General features: G+C 65.8%; 11 protein-coding genes. 4 read left to right on the plus strand and 7 right to left on the minus strand.

The genetic code is table 11. The features are described 5' to 3' along the window. The first annotated feature begins 19 nt into the window (after nt 1-19). Nucleotides 20-1585 carry a sensor domain-containing diguanylate cyclase gene (locus NFH98_RS05300; RefSeq protein WP_222515462.1) on the plus strand — a complete coding sequence of 522 codons (1566 nt, stop codon included), beginning with the start codon at nt 20-22 and terminating at the stop codon, nt 1583-1585. A 342-nt stretch (nt 1586-1927) separates the two neighbouring features. Here NFH98_RS05300 and NFH98_RS05305 read toward each other — a convergent pair whose 3' ends face one another. The 6 genes from NFH98_RS05305 to NFH98_RS05330 form a co-directional block, all read right to left on the minus strand. After that, entirely contained in the window at nt 1928-3331 is a 1404-nt protein-coding gene (locus NFH98_RS05305) for a PhoH family protein (protein WP_045994377.1), read from the minus strand. A gap of 496 nt (nt 3332-3827) precedes the next feature. Beyond that, entirely contained in the window at nt 3828-4193 is a 366-nt protein-coding gene (nirD, locus tag NFH98_RS05310; RefSeq protein ID WP_124802558.1) for a nitrite reductase small subunit NirD, read from the minus strand. Nucleotides 4194-4279: 86 nt separating this feature from the next. Further along, nucleotides 4280-6847 (minus strand): nitrite reductase large subunit NirB, encoded by a 2568-nt coding sequence (gene nirB, locus NFH98_RS05315; protein ID WP_124802556.1) that lies wholly within the window; start codon nt 6845-6847, stop codon nt 4280-4282. After that, nucleotides 6847-8160 carry an NAD(P)/FAD-dependent oxidoreductase gene (locus NFH98_RS05320; RefSeq protein WP_222569206.1) on the minus strand — a complete coding sequence of 438 codons (1314 nt, stop codon included), beginning with the start codon at nt 8158-8160 and terminating at the stop codon, nt 6847-6849. The genes nirB and NFH98_RS05320 overlap by 1 nt, the downstream gene beginning before the upstream one ends. Before the next feature lie 300 nt (nt 8161-8460). Further along, the gene (locus NFH98_RS05325; protein ID WP_124802552.1) at nt 8461-9555 is read right to left on the minus strand and encodes a CmpA/NrtA family ABC transporter substrate-binding protein; all 1095 of its coding nucleotides are present in this window, start codon (nt 9553-9555) and stop codon (nt 8461-8463) included. Continuing rightward, nucleotides 9552-10151: an ANTAR domain-containing response regulator gene (locus NFH98_RS05330; protein WP_045994380.1), complete on the minus strand. Its 600-nt coding sequence runs from the start codon at nt 10149-10151 to the stop codon at nt 9552-9554. The genes NFH98_RS05325 and NFH98_RS05330 overlap by 4 nt, the downstream gene beginning before the upstream one ends. 746 nt (nt 10152-10897) lie before the next feature. On the opposite strand from NFH98_RS05330, the gene NFH98_RS05335 reads away from it, so the two are divergent. Beyond that, nucleotides 10898-13744, plus strand: coding sequence for a nitrate reductase (locus tag NFH98_RS05335; protein WP_124802550.1), 2847 nt, complete (start codon nt 10898-10900; stop codon nt 13742-13744). Nucleotides 13745-13814: 70 nt separating this feature from the next. Continuing rightward, nucleotides 13815-14690: a uroporphyrinogen-III C-methyltransferase gene (cobA, locus tag NFH98_RS05340; RefSeq protein WP_124802548.1), complete on the plus strand. Its 876-nt coding sequence runs from the start codon at nt 13815-13817 to the stop codon at nt 14688-14690. Nucleotides 14691-14712: 22 nt separating this feature from the next. Here the strand turns inward: cobA and NFH98_RS05345 are convergent, their stop codons facing one another. Beyond that, nucleotides 14713-15639 (minus strand): LysR family transcriptional regulator, encoded by a 927-nt coding sequence (locus NFH98_RS05345; RefSeq protein ID WP_124802546.1) that lies wholly within the window; start codon nt 15637-15639, stop codon nt 14713-14715. 199 nt (nt 15640-15838) lie between these two features. Between NFH98_RS05345 and NFH98_RS05350 the strand changes: the two genes are divergently transcribed. Next, nucleotides 15839-16804, plus strand: coding sequence for a TAXI family TRAP transporter solute-binding subunit (locus NFH98_RS05350; protein WP_124802544.1), 966 nt, complete (start codon nt 15839-15841; stop codon nt 16802-16804).

Below are 16804 nucleotides of genomic sequence, written 5' to 3' on the forward strand. Positions count from 1 at the left end.
TGGCGCACCCCCACAGACCATGACGGTCAGTGACGGGGAGTCGGGGGCCGAGGCCCTGCTGGGCGCCGCGCCGGGGTCCGCCTTGTTGCTTGACCATGAAGGAACCATCGTCTGGGCGAACGCTCGTCAGTGCAATGAACTGGGCAAGTCTCTGGCAGACATCAGGGGGCTGCGCCTGACCGATGTTCATTGCAGTACGGCAGCCGAGACACTGGAGCTGGCCCTTGCGCGTTGTCGCGAGGGAGGCGGGAGCTGGGAAGGCGTGGTGGCCTGTGACGGGGTTGGTCGTCTACGTCACCTTGGTACCAGCATCCACCCGGTGTCGTGGTGCGCTGCCCGCTGGATGCTGATGAAGCACGACGTCAGCCGACTGCAACTGCAGGCGGCGTCAGCTCAGCGACTGAGCCGCACCATTGAAAGCCGCATGGCGAGGCTCCCGGGAGTGGTGTTCCGGCTGCGCCAGTCGCCCGGGGGAGGCTTGTCGTTTGACTACCTGGGACCTGGCTTCGAATCCCAGACGGGGCTGTCTCGTCAAAGAGCCCTTGAAGACGTCGAGGTCGTGCTTTCCAGGCTGGACGAGGACGCGCGTGAGCAGTTGACGCTGGCGCTCGCCCAGTCGCTGGTCAGCCTCACACCCTGGCACCTGGACATCACCCTGGGTGATGCTCAGGAGACCGTCGCGGAAGGTCAGCGCTGGTTCGAGGCCAGGGGCACGCCCCAGCGATTCGATGACGGCACCGTGGTCTGGGATGGCCTGCTGCTGGATGTGACCCAGCGCAAGCAGGCGGAGTCGCGTGTCGCCAAGCTGGTCAGCACCGATGTCCTCACCGGCGTGATGAATCGCCGTGCCTTCCTCGAGGCAGGAGCGCGGGTACTCGCCCGATTGCGGCGCCGTGGCGAGCCAGCGGTGCTGGCGATGCTGGATCTTGACCATTTCAAGTCACTGAACGATGCCTACGGCCACGCCGCCGGGGACATGGTGCTGAAGGCTTTCGCCGATACCTGTCGTCTGAGCCTGCGCCCCTATGACCTGCTGGCGCGTATCGGGGGCGAAGAATTTCTGGTACTGCTCGGTGACGTTCATGCCGAAGACGCCTGGGACATACTGGAGCGTCTTCGAAGCAACGTGGAAGCATCGACCTTGAAGGTCGACCGTCGTGCCCTCAAGGTAACAGTGAGCATGGGAGCCATCTGTGTCGGGCAGGACGAAAGTCTCGACATGGCCATGCGGCGTGTGGACGGAGCGCTCTACGATGCCAAGCGTGCCGGTCGCAACCAATTGAAGGGCCTCCTTCCTGAGTATGAACGCGATAACCTCGCGTTGGGCAAGGCCCTGGCATCATCCACCATCTACAAGGAGATCGAGATGGCGTTGAGCGAAGATCTGCGGATCCCCAAGCCCTGCCCGAACTGCGGCAGCTACAACATGCGAGTCCCCAGCACCAAGAATCCCGATGAAAAGGTGCACTGCGCTTCCTGCCAGACCTACGTCTGCCTTTACGCCGAAGCGGAGGAGATGATCGAGAAGACACCCAAGAGCGAGTCCGAGGAACTGATCGAGAAGGCCATGAACCGGGACAAGTGACCGGGACAACTGGAAGTGTCAGCTCCGGGCCGAACGCCAGCGCCCCCGCCTTGCAGGCGGGGGCGCTTTGGTTTCGTTGGGGGGCGCTTTCGTTCCGCTGGGGGCGCTTACAACAGCTCTTCGCCGGCCAGGGCCAGGCGCGAGCGCTCGACGTTCTTCAAGGTGTCTTATGAAGAGCTGGCCGGCATGGGGCCAGCTCTTGACGGTACTGTAGTGACGGTGTTGTAGGGAGCGTACCACCGCCGCCATGCCATGTCGGCTCTCTAGACGCCAGCGCCCCCGCCTTTTCGGGCGGGGGCGCTTTGGTTTCGTTGGGGGGCGCTTTCGTTCCGCTGGGGGCGCTTACAACAGCTCTTCGCCGGCCAGGGCCAGGCGCGAGCGCTCGACGCTCTTCAAGGTCACATGGCCGGCATGGGGCCAGTTCTTGAAGTTCTGAACCACTGCGGCCATGCCGCAGGTATTGGCGGTGAGGTAAGGGGTGTCGATCTGGCCGACGTTGCCCAGACAGACGATCTTGGTGTTGCGTCCCGCTCGGGTGATCAGGCTCTTCAACTGCTTTGGCGTAAAGTTCTGGGCCTCGTCGATGATCAGGAAGGTGTCGTTGAGGGTGCGTCCACGCATAAAGCCCGGCGCCCGGATTTGCACGCGTGAGCCCAGCAGTTGGCGCGTGGCGTCCTGGTTCCAGGTCGAGCTTCCGTCATGCTCGTCGCGCAGCAGGTTGTCCATGTTGTCGTGGAAGGCGCCCATCCAGGGCGACATCTTTTCCTCTTCGGTGCCGGGCAGAAAGCCGATGTCCTCGCTCATGGAGATCGGCGCCCGGGTGAATACCACCCGTTCGAAGCGCTTGGTATCGAGGGTCTGCTGGAAGGCAGCGGCCAGGGTCATGAAGGTCTTGCCGGTGCCGGCACTGCCGGCCACCGTGACCAGGTCCACGGCGTCATCCATCAGCAGGTTCAAGGTGAAGTTCTGCCGGCTGTCGTGGGCGTGTACCCCCCAGACGCTGGCGCCGTGGCGATAGTTGGTCAGAAGCTCCAGGGTGGCCTGGTGGGGGGCGAGTTCGCGCACGATGGCCTCGAAGCTGGCCTCGCCGTCGGCGTCGGACACCAGCATGCCCAGGTGCCAGTGCTGGGGAATCTCGCCGCTCAGTCGATAGATGACACGGTCATGGTCGCGCTCGACCTTGACGTCCAGCGCCATGGCGTCCCACAAGCCACGGCCGGCGTCCTCATACACAGCGACACCGTCGGTCATGGCGTCGGAGTCATCGAAGGCGCGATCGGTCAGGTAGTCCTCGACCGGCACGCCGAGGGCGGCGGCCTTGACCCGCAGGTTGATGTCCTTGGTGACCAGGATCACCGAGGCGTCGGGGCGCTCCTGACGCAGTCGGCAGGTCTCGCCGAGCAGACGATTGTCGGGGCTGTCTTCCAGGTTGTCGGGCAGGGTGAGGTCGGAGTAGCAGAGCAGTCTCAGTCGGCCATCTGGTCCGCTGACGCGGGTGATGGGAATACCTTGGCGTATCTGGTCGATGTCGACGTTGGCGGTCAGGTCAGAGAGGGTCCGGCTGACTTGCCGGGCGGTGCGGGCGATTTCGCGGATGCCATTCTTGTGCTTGTCGAGCTCCTCGAGCACGGTCATGGGGATAACCACTTCGTGCTCTTCGAACTGGTAGAGGGCGCTGGGATCATGGATCAGTACGTTGGTGTCCAGCACGTACAGTCGGGTGGCCTTCTTGTCGATGCGTACCATCGGCACAGCTCTCCTGATTGTCACCTTGGGCGTCAACATGACGCCTTGATGTCGACACTCTCAGCGCGCGATGTCAGGAATGTGACAGCCGCCAAGGTGTCGGATTGCACACGATAGGCTCCTCCTGTGGCCATGAAACGGTTCTCAACCGATTCTCAACTGGTTCTCAATCGATTCTCGAACCCTTGGGCGGGTTGGCCGTTACTTGCAGTTTGTCCCGCTGTGGCGCAAGACGTGCTGCCAACGGCGCTTCTTTACATTGGACCCTGTTTCGGTCCAGCGGTGCCCTTGAGTCAAGCATGGACGATGACAAAAATGCTGCAAGGGCGAAGTGTCAACGCTGCGCTATCAGGTCAATTCTTCGGTCAACCTTCCCACTCACGCCAGGCCGGTCCTCTGCGATTCGGCCGCGACGGCCGTATCCCCCGAGATGACGGTCAGGACCGAGCCCGCCAGCTTTCGTGCCGCACAGGCCCGGGCCGAAATGCTGCGGCGCTCAGGGTGCGATCATTACCCTGTCCTGGTCGAAGGCCACCGCCCAGGTGCGCAGCGAGACGCTGTCGTCTTCCACGCAACGGCCGTCCGTGAGGCGAAAGTGCTGCTTGTACAGGGGAGAGGCCACCACTGGCTCTCCCTGGATGTCGCCGACGATGCCTCGGGCCAGCACATTGGCCTTGGCGATGGGGTCGTGGTGGTCGATGGCGAACAGTTCCGGGCTATGCCCGGGCAGGTAGAACAGCGCCACCTGGGCGGGGCCCTCGGCGCTGTCGATCCAGGCGGCGACACCGGAGAAGGGCACCAGGTCACTGCGCTGGCACAGCGGTATCCAGTCCAGCGAACGGCTGATGGAAGAAGCGGTCATGGAAAACTCCTTGTGGCGTTGTTGGCGGCCCGTCTCGTGACGAGGTGTGGTCACGAGGGCGGAAACGGTGGTTGGCTGAGGCTTGCTCAGGCTGGGCGGAGCTGACCGCGCTCCTCGGTGACGATGATGTCCGGGTCGGGACGGCTGTCGTTGACGTAGCTGCGAAAGCGCTTGAGCTTGTCCGGATCGGCCAGGGCGCCCGCCCACTCGCACTCGTAGGTATCGATGACGTGCTGCATCTGGCGTTCGAGCTCCTCGCCGATGCCCAGACTGTCGTCGAGCACCACCGCCTTGAGGTAGTCGAGGCCTCCCTCGAGGTTTTCGCGCCACACAGAAGTCCGCTGCAGTCGATCGGCGGTGCGTACGTAGAACATCAACAGACGGTCGATGGCCTGGATCAGGGCCTGGTCATCCAGGTCGGTGGCGAACAGCTCCGCATGACGCGGACGCATGCCGCCGTTGCCGCAGACGTACAGGTTCCAGCCATGCTCGGTGGCGATGACGCCGATGTCCTTGCTCTGGGCCTCGGCGCACTCGCGGGTGCAGCCGGACACCGCAAACTTGAGCTTGTGCGGCGAGCGCAGTCCCTTGTAGCGATGCTCGAGTCGCAGCGCCATGCCGACGCTGTCCTGGACGCCGTAGCGGCACCAGCTGCTGCCGACACAGGATTTCACCGTGCGCAGCGACTTGCCGTAGGCGTGTCCGGTTTCGAAGCCAGCGTCGATCAGTTCCTCCCAGATGGCCGGCAGGTCCTCGAGACGTGCGCCAAACAGGTCGATGCGCTGGCCGCCGGTGATCTTGGTGTAGAGGCCGTACTTCTTGCCCACCTGGCCCAGCACGATCAGCTTGTCCGGGGTGATCTCACCGCCGGCGATACGCGGCACCACGGAAAAGGTGCCGTTCTTCTGCATGTTGGCCATGAAGGTGTCATTGGTATCCTGCAGCGGGATATGCGCCGCGTCGGTGATCGGTTCGTTGAAGCAGGAGGCCAGGATCGAGGCCACCGCCGGCTTGCAGACGTCACAGCCGAGACTCGGCGCCCCGTCGTCCAGGATGGTGCCGTGTCGGGTCATCAACTCGCTGAAGGTCTTGATGCCCTCGACCCGGACGATATCGAAGAGCTGCTGGCGGGTGTGGGCGAAGTGCTCGCACAGGGAGGTGTCGACTTCCATGCCGCGGGCCGCCAGTTCATGGTCGAAGACGTTCTTGAGCAGCGCCGCACAGCCGCCGCAGCCGGTACTGGCCTTGGTCGTCCCCTTGACCGCGCCGAGGTCCTCGCAGCCGGCGTCGATGGCGGCGCTGATGGCGCCCTTGGTGACGTTGTGGCACGAGCAGATGGTGGCACTGTCCGGCAGGGCGTCCGGGCCCAGCGCCGGCGCCGGTTCGCTGGAGGGCACGATCAACGAGGCGGGGTCCGCCGGCAGATCCAGGTTATTGGCGTAGTACTGCATCAGGCTGTCGTAGGCGGAGTTGTCGCCCACCAGCATGGCGCCGAGCAGGCGCTTGCCGTCACCGGAGACCACCAGCTTGCGATAGACCTGCTGGATCTGGTCGAAGTATCGGTACTGCTTGGCGCCGGGATGGCGGTTAGCGTGGGCGTCGCCGATGGCCCCCACGTCGACCCCCATCAGCTTGAGCTTGGTGCTCATGTCGGCCCCGGTGAAGGTCGAATCGCCACCGCACAGGGTGTCGGCCGCGGCCTTGGCCATCTGATAACCGGGGGCGACCAGACCGAAGATGCTGTTGTTGTACAGCGCGACCTCGCCCACCGCGAGGATGGCGGGATCGCTGGTCAGGCAGTGGTCATCGATCACCACGCCGCCACGTTCGCCGATCTCGAGCCCGCACTCGCGGGCCAGCTCGTCCCGGGGGCGTATGCCGGCGGAGAACACGATCAGATCGGTCTCCAGCACCTTGTCGTCCTGAAATACCATGCGCAGACGGCTGGCTTCACCGGGGACGATCTCGCGGGTCGCTCTTTCGGTCAGCACCTGGACGCCCAGGCCCTCGATCTTTTCCTTGAGCAGTTCACCGCCTTGCTCGTCCACCTGCATCGGCATCAGACGCGGGGCAAATTCGACCACCGCGGTGTCCAGGTCGAGGCCGCGCAGGGCGTTGGCGGCCTCCAGCCCGAGCAGTCCGCCCCCCACCACCACGCCGGTATTGGCGGTGGCGGCGGCGGCGCGAATGGCGTCGAGATCGTCCAGGGTGCGGTAGACCAGGCAGCCCTCGCGATCATTGCCGGGAATCGGCGGGACGAAGGGGAAGGAACCGGTGGCCAGCACCAGACGGTCGAAGTCGAGGTAGCCAGCGTCGGTGTGAACGCGCCGTGCATCGCGATCGATGGCGGTGACCGCCTGGTGCAACTTGAGCTCGATGCCGTGCTCGGCGTAGTAGTCGGCGGTGGACAGCGCCAGGGACTGGGCGTCGCGGCCGCTGAAGTACTCCGACAGGTGCACTCGGTCGTAGGCCAGATGACGTTCCTCGCCGAACACCACGATGCGGTAGCGGCGGTGCTGATCACGTTCGACCAGCTGCTCGACCAGGTGGTGACCTACCATGCCGTTGCCTACCACGACCAGGGTGGGGCGGGTATCCGTGGCGTCGCTGTCGGGAGCATTGTGTGCGGCGAGATTGTGCTTTGTGCTGGACATCAGGCGGCATCCTGTTCGGTGGTCGATGGGTCGGTGTCGGTGGTGGCGTCGTCCGCCAGCAGGGCCTCGGTATCGGCCTGGCCCAGCAGCAGCGAGTGGCGCGCTCGGTCCAGTCGCTGGCCTTGCTCGGCGAGCCGGAATAGCCAGGGGCCCATGCGGGTATCGCCGTAGAGCACGGCGCCCTCGAGTAGGCCGTCGCGCAGCAGCAGTCGGCGGTATTCGCCCTGGTCGCGATAGCTGAGGACCTCATGTCCGTCCTCGGCCTCGGTGGGGCCGAAGGCGTACAGCGAGACGCCGGAAACCTTGAGCTTGGTGGCGCAGGCGCGTTCGTGGTAAGGCGCCGAGGGCTCGCCGCACAGGCGACTGGCCAGTACCTCGACCTGATGCCAGATCGGCTCCACCAGGCCGTAGGTGGTGTCCTCGAACTGGCAGCATTCGCCGAGGGCAGAAATGTCGGGGTCCGAGGTGGCCAGGGTGTCGTCGACGACGATGGCGCGATCGCAATCGAGCCCCGCATCCCTGCCCAGCTCGGCGTTGGGGGTGATGCCGGCGGCGATCACCACGCAGTTCGCCGGCAGCAGGCGCTCGTCGTCTTCCAGGCGCACACCGACCACCTGGCCGTTTTCATCGCCGACGATCGCGGCCAACCGCGCCCCGGTCTTCAGATGGATGCCGCGGCCTTCGATTTCGCTTGCCAGCATGGTGCTGGCGGTGGCGTCCAGCTGCCGGTTCATCAGGCGCGGTGAGCGTTGCAGCACGCATACCTGCATGCCTCTGGCGGCGAGGCCGGCGGCGGCCTCCAGGCCCAGCAGGCCACCACCGACCACCACCGCCGCGCCGCCAGCCTTTGCTGCGTCGGCCAGGCGCGCCGCATCGTCCAGATCGCGAAAGCCCGACACGCCCGTCAGAGTGATGCCGGGGATCTGTGGCATGGCGCTGCGCGAACCCAGTGCCAGCACCAGGTGGTCGTAGGGGATCACCTCGCCGTCGTCGCACTCGACCAGGCGCCGGGTACGATCGATCCGCTCCACCCGCGCGCCCAGGCGCTGATCGACAGTGACGGCGGAGTCATGCGGCGGTGTCAGCGTCAATCCATCCTGCTCGACATCGCCGGCCAGCCAGCTCGACAGCAGAATGCGGTTGTAGGCCGCGTGCGGTTCGGCACCGATCACGGTGATGTGTCGTGGGGCACCACTCTGGGCCGCCAGGGTCTCGATCAATCGATGCGCGGCCATGCCGTTGCCGACGATCACCAGGTGGGGAAGACGTGCGTCGTCAGACCTCGTCGGCGAAGACGAGCCGGCCTGGGTCATTTCGGAACGGGACCTTGAGTCAGGCAGGCCTGAGGAACGGGGCCTGGAGTCAGAAGGACCAGTGGAATAAGGCATCGCATGGGCTCCAAAAACGCCAAAGACGTCTCTCACACCTCCGGCGTCGGAGGGTGAAGAGACGTCTTTGTCTAGTGTCGGTGCGATCGCCGTTGACCGCCGCCGGCATTCGCCGGCACTTGCTACAGGCTATCCAAGTTTCATGCCTGTTTTACGTTTTGTGCAGGTAAAACAGCCTGTTGGTGCAGGCACTGGTGGCGGGCGTCAGCACCGGTCAGGCAGGGTTCAGGGCGTGTCGGCACCGTACTGGTGCGTGGCGGCGTCGTAATGCACAGCGCTGTAGCACTCCTCCAGGGTGGCGGTGTCGAGCTGTCGCCCGCGAGCCTCGAGCAGCGGCGACAACCGCTGGATCAGCCCCTCGAAGTCGGCCGTCAGGGGGCGCAGTCGCTCACCGATGCAGGGGTAGCCCGGGGCGGCTTCCAGCGGCAGCTCGTCGAGATGGCCTACGGCTTCATCGAGGTAGGGGGGCAGTGCCAGCCAGGCCAGGGTCTGGCGTCTGGCCTCAGGCGCCTTGTCCAGCCACAGGGCGGCGGCCTGGAGGGCGCGCAGCAGCGCGGACAGGGTATTCGGGTAGCGCCGCGCCCAGGAGGCCGTCACCCCCAGCACCTTCTCGGGATGCGCCGGCATCAGTTCTGCACCGCTGGCCACCACTCGACCCACCTGACGATGCTGGGCCAGGCTGCCCCAGGGCTCGCCGACGCAGAAGCCATCGATCTCGCCTTCGCGCAGGGCGTCCACCATGCGCGGGGGCGGCAGCGCGACCAGTTCGACCTCGCTGTCGACGTCGATGTCGCCGCGGGCCAGCCAGTCACGCAGCAACAGGTGCTGGCAGGAGTAGGGGTAGACCATGGCCAGGCGTGGCCGGGTGCCTTCTTTCAGCGAGGCCTTGAAGCGTCGGGCCAGTTCGCTGGCCGCGCCGAAGGCGCCGGGCTCCCCGTTGTCGACCGAAGCGCCGACCGCATCGGCCAGGCGGCGAGACAGCACCAGCGTATTGCCCTGGCGGCTCAGCACCGCGGCGGCCAGGGTGTCACAAGGCGCGCGGGACAGCCCCAGGCTCATGGCCAGCGGCATTGGCGCCAGCATCTGGGCGCCGTCAAGCAGGCCGGCGGCGACCTTGTCGCGCAGGGTGGACCAGGCGTTCTCGCGTGACAGGCTGACCTCGACCCCCTGGGCGGCGAAGAAGCCGCCTTCCCGGGCGATGATCAACAGCGCAGCATCCAGCAGTGGCACGAATCCCAGGGTCAGGCTGGCGAGCTCGGGTGGATGCGGCGCGCCAGTTCTGGACGTGCTGGCCGCGTCAGAAGACAGCGATGGACTCATGATCCCTTCTCCAGTGGCTTGAGGATGTCGATGACGTTCTGGGCGACCTGTGCGATGCGCTGGCCGCGGTCCATGGCCAGCTTGCGCAGCATGCGGTAGGCCTGTTCCTCATCGCAGCTCTGATGCTTCATCAACAGGCCCTTGGCCTGTTCGATGCGCTTGCGGTCGGCGAGCTGATTGCGTGCCTTGTCGAGGTCGCGGCGCATTCCCTGAAAGGCTTCGAAGCGGGCGATGGCGACATCGATGACCGCCTTGACGCGGTTGGCCGCCAGACCGTCCACCACATAGGCGCTGACGCCGGCCTTCACCGCCGCCTTGAGCGATTCGGGGTCGTGCTGGTCGGCGAAGAACACCACCGGTCGAGGGTTTTCCCGCTGCAGCAGCGCCATGCTTTCCAGGGTGTCCCGGTCAGGCGATTCCATGTCGATGATGACCACGTCGGGTTGATGCTGCTGCACCATGTCGTTGAGGCTGGCCGGGCTTGACAGTCGGCAGACCACCTGGTGTCCGTCCAGCGCAAGCGCCTCTTCGACCATGGCGGCGCGCACTATCTCGTCGTCGACCAGCAGGACCTTCAAGGTGTCGTGTTCGGGCATGGGCGTGGCTCGATGATGCTGTCGCTCGATAGAGCTCGAGTCGACATGATGAAGGGTGCACCTTGGGTGCCTCTGCACCTGTCAGCGCAAAAGGCGTTCCATTTTCGATCTTGTCGTTTTCTGTCAGGGAGATAACCCCCTGCAAAGCCGCCGCCGTGCCCCCGCAGATATGCCGGGCAGGCGCTCGCGCACCGAAAGGGTGCGTAAACGGTGGCCTCTATCGTTCGTTGTGGTGCGAGCCTGGGGTCTGTCAGACGTCTTCTCGCCACCATCGCCTGGGCAAACGTCAGAAAAAACGTCGTGGCTTCAATTGGCTGGCACCAGCATTCCACACTGCAGGGGGCGATTATGGTGTTCTGGCACAGGGTTTGCTTTGGTTACTGGCAAAGCTAGTGCCGTTGTTGGTGCCATGGGCATCACTAAGCCGAGCCAGATGACTACGTCGAGCCCGATCACTAGGCCGAGCCAGATCACTAGGCCGAGCCAGGAAGGGTCCCGACGCTGGTGGCGGGTGGGCCGGTCCGACAACTCGTCTGCAACGGGCGCTAGCACACACGAAATCCAGCGCGGGATTTCATCCGGCAACGACGCCCATCTCCTCGAGCCTCGCTCGACGGGATGGGCGTCGTGCGTTTGGGCCGCAGCAAGACCCGACCGATCAAGGCCCGGCCGCTAGCGGAGCGATGATCTGCCGATGAGATGCCGACGATATGCCAAGGCAGCAAGATGGCCCAGAGGAGAGCGCGATGACCCGGACGGATAGCGACAGCACGGAGATCGACAGCGGTGCTGGCGGCGAGGCCACAGGCACCACCTGTCCCTACTGCGGGGTCGGCTGTGGCATCGAGCTACGTCGCGATGGCGAGTCGGTCACCCTCCAGGGCGATCGGGATCACCCGGCCAACTTCGGGCGCCTGTGCGTCAAGGGCTCGGCCCTGGCGGAGACCCTTGGCGTTCAGGGGCGCTTGACGCGACCCAGGGTGGACGGTCGCGAAGCCGACTGGGACAGCGCGCTGGACGCCGTGGCCGAGCGTCTCGGAGCGATTGCCGAGGGCAGCGGTCCAGAGGCCATCGCCGGCTACCTGTCCGGGCAGCTATTGACCGAGGACTACTACGTCGCCAACAAGCTGTTCAAGGGGTTTCTCGGAACACCGCACCTGGATACCAACTCGCGGCTGTGCATGGCGTCGGCGGTGGCGGCCTACAAGCGCACCCTGGGCGCCGACGCCGTCCCCTGCAACTACGAGGACCTGGAAGAGGCCGAACTGGTGGTGCTGGTGGGGTCCAATCTGGCCTGGAACCATCCGGTGCTGTATCAGCGGCTGCGTCTGGCCAAGACCCGCAATCCGCTGATGCGGGTCGTGGTCATCGATCCTCGGGTCACCGACAGCTGCGAGATCGCCGATCTGTACCTGGGGCTGCGCCCCGGCAGCGACGCTTTGCTGTTCAATGGCCTGCTGGCCTGGATGGCCCGTCGCCAACGGCTCGATGAGGTCTATCTGAAGCGCCATGTGGACGGCGCCGAAGAGACGATTGCCGCCGCCCTGGACGAGGCCTCGGACATCGAGGCGGTGGCGGCGGCCTGCGATCTCGACGCCGAGCGCCTCGAGACCTTCTACTACTGGTTTGCCACCCAGCTGCACGTGGTCACGCTTTACTCCCAGGGGGTCAACCAGTCGACCAGCGGCACCGACAAGTGCCAGGCCATCCTCAACTGCCACCTGGCCGGCGGCAAGATTGGCCTGCCCGGCGCCGGTCCCTTTTCCATCACCGGCCAGCCAAACGCCATGGGCGGGCGCGAGGTCGGCGGACTGGCCAACCAGCTGGCCGCCCATATGGACTACCACACCCCGGGCGCCATCGAACGGCTGACCCGCTTCTGGTCGACCGAGGCGCTGGTGCCGACGCTGCCCCGGGAGCCCGGCCACAAGGCGGTCGAACTGTTTCAGGCCGTCGAGCGCGGCGACATCCAGGCGCTGTGGATCATGGCCACCAACCCTCTGGTGAGCCTGCCGGATGCCGACCGGGTACGCCGCGCCATCGAGCGCTGTCCGCTGGTGATCGTGTCGGAGTGCATGGCCGACACCGACCTGGTGGAACTCGCCGATATCGTGCTGCCGGCCAGCGGCTGGTCGGAAAAGGACGGTACCGTCACCAACTCCGAACGGCGTATCTCGCGCCAGCGCGGGCTCCTGCCGCCGCCTGGCGAGGCCCGCCACGACTGGTGGATCCTGTGCCGGGTGGCCGAGCGCCTGGGCTTCGGCGAGGCCTTCGCCTATGACCACCCCAGCGAGATCTTCGACGAGCATGCGCGCCTGTCGGGCCTCGACAACCAGGGACGGCGGGCCTTCGATATTTCCGGGCTGGCGGGGCTGTCCCGGGTCGAGTACGACGATCTGGCTCCGATCCAGTGGCCGGTGACGGCAAGCGCACCACGAGGCACCGCGCGGCTGTTCGAAAGCGGCCGCTTCTACACCGAGAGCGGTCGGGCCCGGCTGTGGCCGGTGAGCGCCCGGGCGCCGCGCCAGGCGACTGATGCCGACTTTCCGCTGCGGCTGAATTCGGGGCGGGTGCGCGATCAGTGGCACACCATGACCCGTACCGCCAGGGCCAGCCGACTGATGAATCACCGCTCCGAGCCCTTCGTCGAGGTCCACCGGGATGACGCCGAGGCCCTGGGGCTGTGTGACCAGGGGCTCGCCAGGATCCGCTCGCGCAGCGGCGAGATGCGCGCCCGCGTCAGGGTCTCTGCCGCCCAGCGCCGTGGGGAAGTGTTCGTGCCCATCCACTGGACACCGCGCTTCAGTCACTCGCCACTGGCGGGGAGCCTGTTCGCCCCGGACGTCGATCCGCTTTCTGGCCAGCCGGAGACCAAGCATGGCGCGGTGGCGGTCACGCCGCTGCAGCACGCCTGGGAGGCGACCCTGGTGGTTTCCCGGGCACTGGCCCAGCAGGGACCGCCCGAGGGTTCGGGCCTGGCGGCCCGGGTGGTCGAGGGGACCAACTACTGGACGCGGGTCCCGCTGGCCTCGGCGGAGCGATGGCAACTGGCCGGTGAGCCGATCGAGCCAGGGGGGGGTGAGAAAGGGGGGGGTGAGAAAGGGAGCGTCGAGAAAGCGGGCGTCGACCGCGATTGGCTCGACTGGGCCGCACGCCAGTTGCCGGGGGAGCTGGGCCCGGTGGCCCAGGACCCGGCCAGTGGTCGCTGGCGCCTGGCGGGGTTCGAACAAGGACGCCTGTGCTGGTGGCTGATGGTTGGCCCGGTCAGCGAACTGCCGGGGCTTGGCTGGCTGTGCGAGCGCTTCGACGAGGCCGCGCGTGGCGAGGCCATGGGGCAGCAGCATCGGCGGCGAGTGCTGGCGGCCTGTCATGACGGCGCCGCCGACCAGGGGCCGATCGTGTGTAGCTGCCATCAGGTGGGGCGTACCCCGATCCAGCGGGCGATTCGTGCCGGCGACGACAGCGTCGAGGCGCTCGGTGCGCGGCTGGCCTGTGGCACCCAGTGCGGCAGTTGTATTCCCGAATTGAAGAGTCTGGTGGAAGAGGAGAAGAGCCGTGGTCGCATCGAGCGCGCACAACCCCAGTCGGCCTAGAGACCGGCAGGGTCACCTTGCTGAAGCGGGGACGAAGCCTTGGCTGGCACGTCGTCTGGACGGGCTGTCGATGCTGCTGGGGCGACTGGCAGGGCAAAGCCAGCATTTGGCCGACCGGCTGGCTTCCCTGTCCGCTGCCAGCGGCGCTGGCCATCGGTCAGGCGGCGCTGTTGGCCGGGTCGCGCTGGTGGGGGCTGGCAGCGGCGCGGGTGAACTGCTGACGCTCAAGGCGCTGGATCGGATCGAACACGCCGACGCGGTGGTCTACGACCGCCTGGTGGGGCCCGAGGTACTGGCGATGATTCCGGCCGGTGTCGAGCGCCACTATGTCGGCAAGGCCAGGGGCCACCACAGCGTCGATCAGGCGCAGATCGGCACCCTGCTGGTGGCGCTGGCGCGCCAGGGCAAGGCGGTGGTGCGCCTCAAGGGCGGCGATCCGGGCATCTTTGGACGCCTGGGGGAAGAACTCGACGCCCTCGACGAGGCCGGCATAGCGCGTGAGATCGTGCCCGGCATCTCGGCGGCGGCCAGCGCCTGCGCCGCCATGGGGATTCCGCTGACCGATCGCGGCCACGCCCAGAGTCTTCGCCTGATCACCGCCCAGCAGTGTCGCGAGGGGGGCGAGCCGGACTGGGCATCGCTGGCCCGACGCGACGAGACCCTGGTGTTCTACATGGGGCTCAACAAGCTTGGAGCGATTACCCGTGGCCTGCGTGGCGCAGGCCTGCCACAGGACTGGCCGGTGATGCTGGTGGCCAACGCCAGTCTTCCTGAGATGGCCTCGTTGGTGGGCACCCTTGGCGATATCGATCAGCGCCTGGCGGAGAGCCCCCTGCCATCCCCCTGCCTGATCATCGTCGGCGGCGTGGTGTCGCGGGTAGCGGCAGGCGCGGCGGCAACGGCTGCGTTGCAGACTACACGAGGGGCCAGCGACGCCAGTTGCTAGTGGCTGGCGACCTGATCGTGGCTCAGGGTTCAGGCTCTGCTTTCAACGTCGACGGAGCCTCTGACCGGGCAGCCTCTTGAAGCATGTCTCTCAGCGCTGATGCGGCGGCGGACAGCGGCGCACGGCGGCGGTAGAGAATGCCGAGCCGACGTGGCAGGCATGGCGATACGAGGACACGGTGGTCCAGGCCCACAGGGGAGATCAGGCGCAGGCTCAGGGAGGGCAGCACACTGATCCCCAGTCCCGCCGCCACCATGCGACCCACCGTGGCGAGTTGCCCCGCTTCGCACTGCAGGTCCAGTGACCCTCCGATGTCGGCCATCACTCGATCGATCTCCTGGCGAGAGCTGGATTGGCGGTGAATGCCGATGAACGGATGATCCATCAAGGCCCGCCAGGGGACCCTGTCCAGCGCCAGCAGGGGATGCCCCAGGGGGCAGATCACCACATTGTGATCAGAGACGATCGGCTGAAAGTCCAGGTCATCGGCGCCCTGGGGCTCGACCGACAGGCCGAAGTCAGCACGCTCTTCCCGAACCAGAGCGGCGACCTCATCGGCGAGAACGTCATGCAGGCTCAGCTTGATCTGAGGATAGCGGCGGCGAAAGTCGGCGATGACACCAGGCAAGAGCCCGCCGGCCAGGGTCGGTAGTGCCGCGACGGTGATCTTGCCGCGGCGCTTGGAGAACGTGGCTTCCAGGTCATCGAGCGCATCTTTCCAGTCACCCAGCAGGCGCAACGCCACCGGAAGAAAGTCTCTGCCTTCAGGCGTCAGCACCAGCTGACGAGCGTCGCGGCTGAACAGCAGACCACCTACCTGGGATTCCAGATTGCGCAGGGCAATGGAGATCGCCGGCTGTGAGCGATGCAGTCGTTCGCTGGCCTGGGACAGCGAGTGAGACTGGGCCACGGCGACAAAGGCCTGCAACTGCTGGATGCTGGGTTTCATAAATTTATTAAAACGTTTCCAAAAAACTATTCAATAGTCAAAAGGTGGTGTCGGGACCATGCTCAGGATGTCGCCTTCCCACAGAGACAGGCGAATGGCTCGTGGCGGCGTTGGTCCACAGCGCCGGTCCACTGTTCAGTTCCGCGAGCCCTGCAACACGGTCAACAACAACATGCCCTTTGAAGGGCTGGAGAACGCCATGAACCGCCGAGTGACCCTGTGCGCGGCCGCCGCCGCGATGATCGCCACATCCTCCGTCTACGCCCAGGACCGATTGCTGATCGGCTCCACGTCCAGTTCCTCAAGCCATTACGGCTACTTTGTTGCCGTCAACCAGATCATCAACGAGCACCTGGAGGGCGTCAGTTCCTCGGTGGCCGAGACCGGCGCCACGGTCGACAACTTGCGTCGCCTGAGCCGCGATCAGGTCGACATGGGGCTGGTCACGACCAACACCGGCTATCAGGCCTATTCCGGCACCGGCGAATACGCCTCTCGGCCGGTCGATACCCGTCTGTTGTGGGTCTACACCGTGGCGCCCCAGAACGTGGTGATGCGTCAGGACGCCGGCGTCGAGGATCTCGCCGGTCTGGACGGCGTTCGCTTGAACCCGGGGATTACCGGATCGTCCACCGAGGCGACCTCCGAGGCGGTCTTCGCCACCCTCGGCATCGAGCCAGACTATGTTCGTGGGTCCACCAGCGACGTGGTGGACTCGATCAAGGATGGGCGCATCGCCGGCTACGTAAAGTCTGGCGTCGGCGAACGCCTGGACGGTTCCAGCCTGGATATCGCGACCTTCACCGACGTCGCCGTGCTGTCGCTTGATCAAGCCCAGGCCGACACACTGCGCGAACAGATGCCGGAACTGGCGGTGGTGGATATCCCGGCGGGTGCTGCTGAAGACATTCCTGGTTACACCACCTGGGCGTTTGGCGTCGCGGTCCATGCCTCTCCGTCACTGGACGAGCAGACTGCCTATGAGATCGTCAAGGCGGTGATGGAGAACCCCGAGCCTCAGGTCAACGCCTTTGGCGCTCTGGAAGGTGCCGATATGGCGCAGATGACCCTGACGGTTGGTAGCGTGCCGTTGCACGCCGGTGCCGCGCGCTACTACGAAGAGCAAGGGCACGCGATTCCCGAAGCGCTGACCCCCGCCGACTGA

This window comes from Halomonas sp. H33-56, assembly GCF_040147035.1.
Taxonomy (GTDB): Bacteria; Pseudomonadota; Gammaproteobacteria; order Pseudomonadales; family Halomonadaceae; genus Halomonas; species Halomonas litopenaei.

Bases quoted from the DNA above. Each gene is read 5' to 3' on its own strand.
- NFH98_RS05325 (WP_124802552.1), bottom strand. From the start codon at position 9,555: ATGAGTCCATCGCTGTCTTCTGACGCGGCCAGCACGTCCAGAACTGGC.
- cobA (WP_124802548.1), top strand. From the start codon at position 13,815: ATGCTGCTGGGGCGACTGGCAGGGCAAAGCCAGCATTTGGCCGACCGG.
- NFH98_RS05335 (WP_124802550.1), top strand. From the start codon at position 10,898: ATGACCCGGACGGATAGCGACAGCACGGAGATCGACAGCGGTGCTGGC.
- NFH98_RS05305 (WP_045994377.1), bottom strand. From the start codon at position 3,331: ATGGTACGCATCGACAAGAAGGCCACCCGACTGTACGTGCTGGACACC.
- NFH98_RS05300 (WP_222515462.1), top strand. From the start codon at position 20: ATGACGGTCAGTGACGGGGAGTCGGGGGCCGAGGCCCTGCTGGGCGCC.
- NFH98_RS05345 (WP_124802546.1), bottom strand. From the start codon at position 15,639: ATGAAACCCAGCATCCAGCAGTTGCAGGCCTTTGTCGCCGTGGCCCAG.
- nirD (WP_124802558.1), bottom strand. From the start codon at position 4,193: ATGACCGCTTCTTCCATCAGCCGTTCGCTGGACTGGATACCGCTGTGC.
- NFH98_RS05350 (WP_124802544.1), top strand. From the start codon at position 15,839: ATGAACCGCCGAGTGACCCTGTGCGCGGCCGCCGCCGCGATGATCGCC.
- NFH98_RS05330 (WP_045994380.1), bottom strand. From the start codon at position 10,151: ATGCCCGAACACGACACCTTGAAGGTCCTGCTGGTCGACGACGAGATA.
- nirB (WP_124802556.1), bottom strand. From the start codon at position 6,847: ATGTCCAGCACAAAGCACAATCTCGCCGCACACAATGCTCCCGACAGC.
- NFH98_RS05320 (WP_222569206.1), bottom strand. From the start codon at position 8,160: ATGACCCAGGCCGGCTCGTCTTCGCCGACGAGGTCTGACGACGCACGT.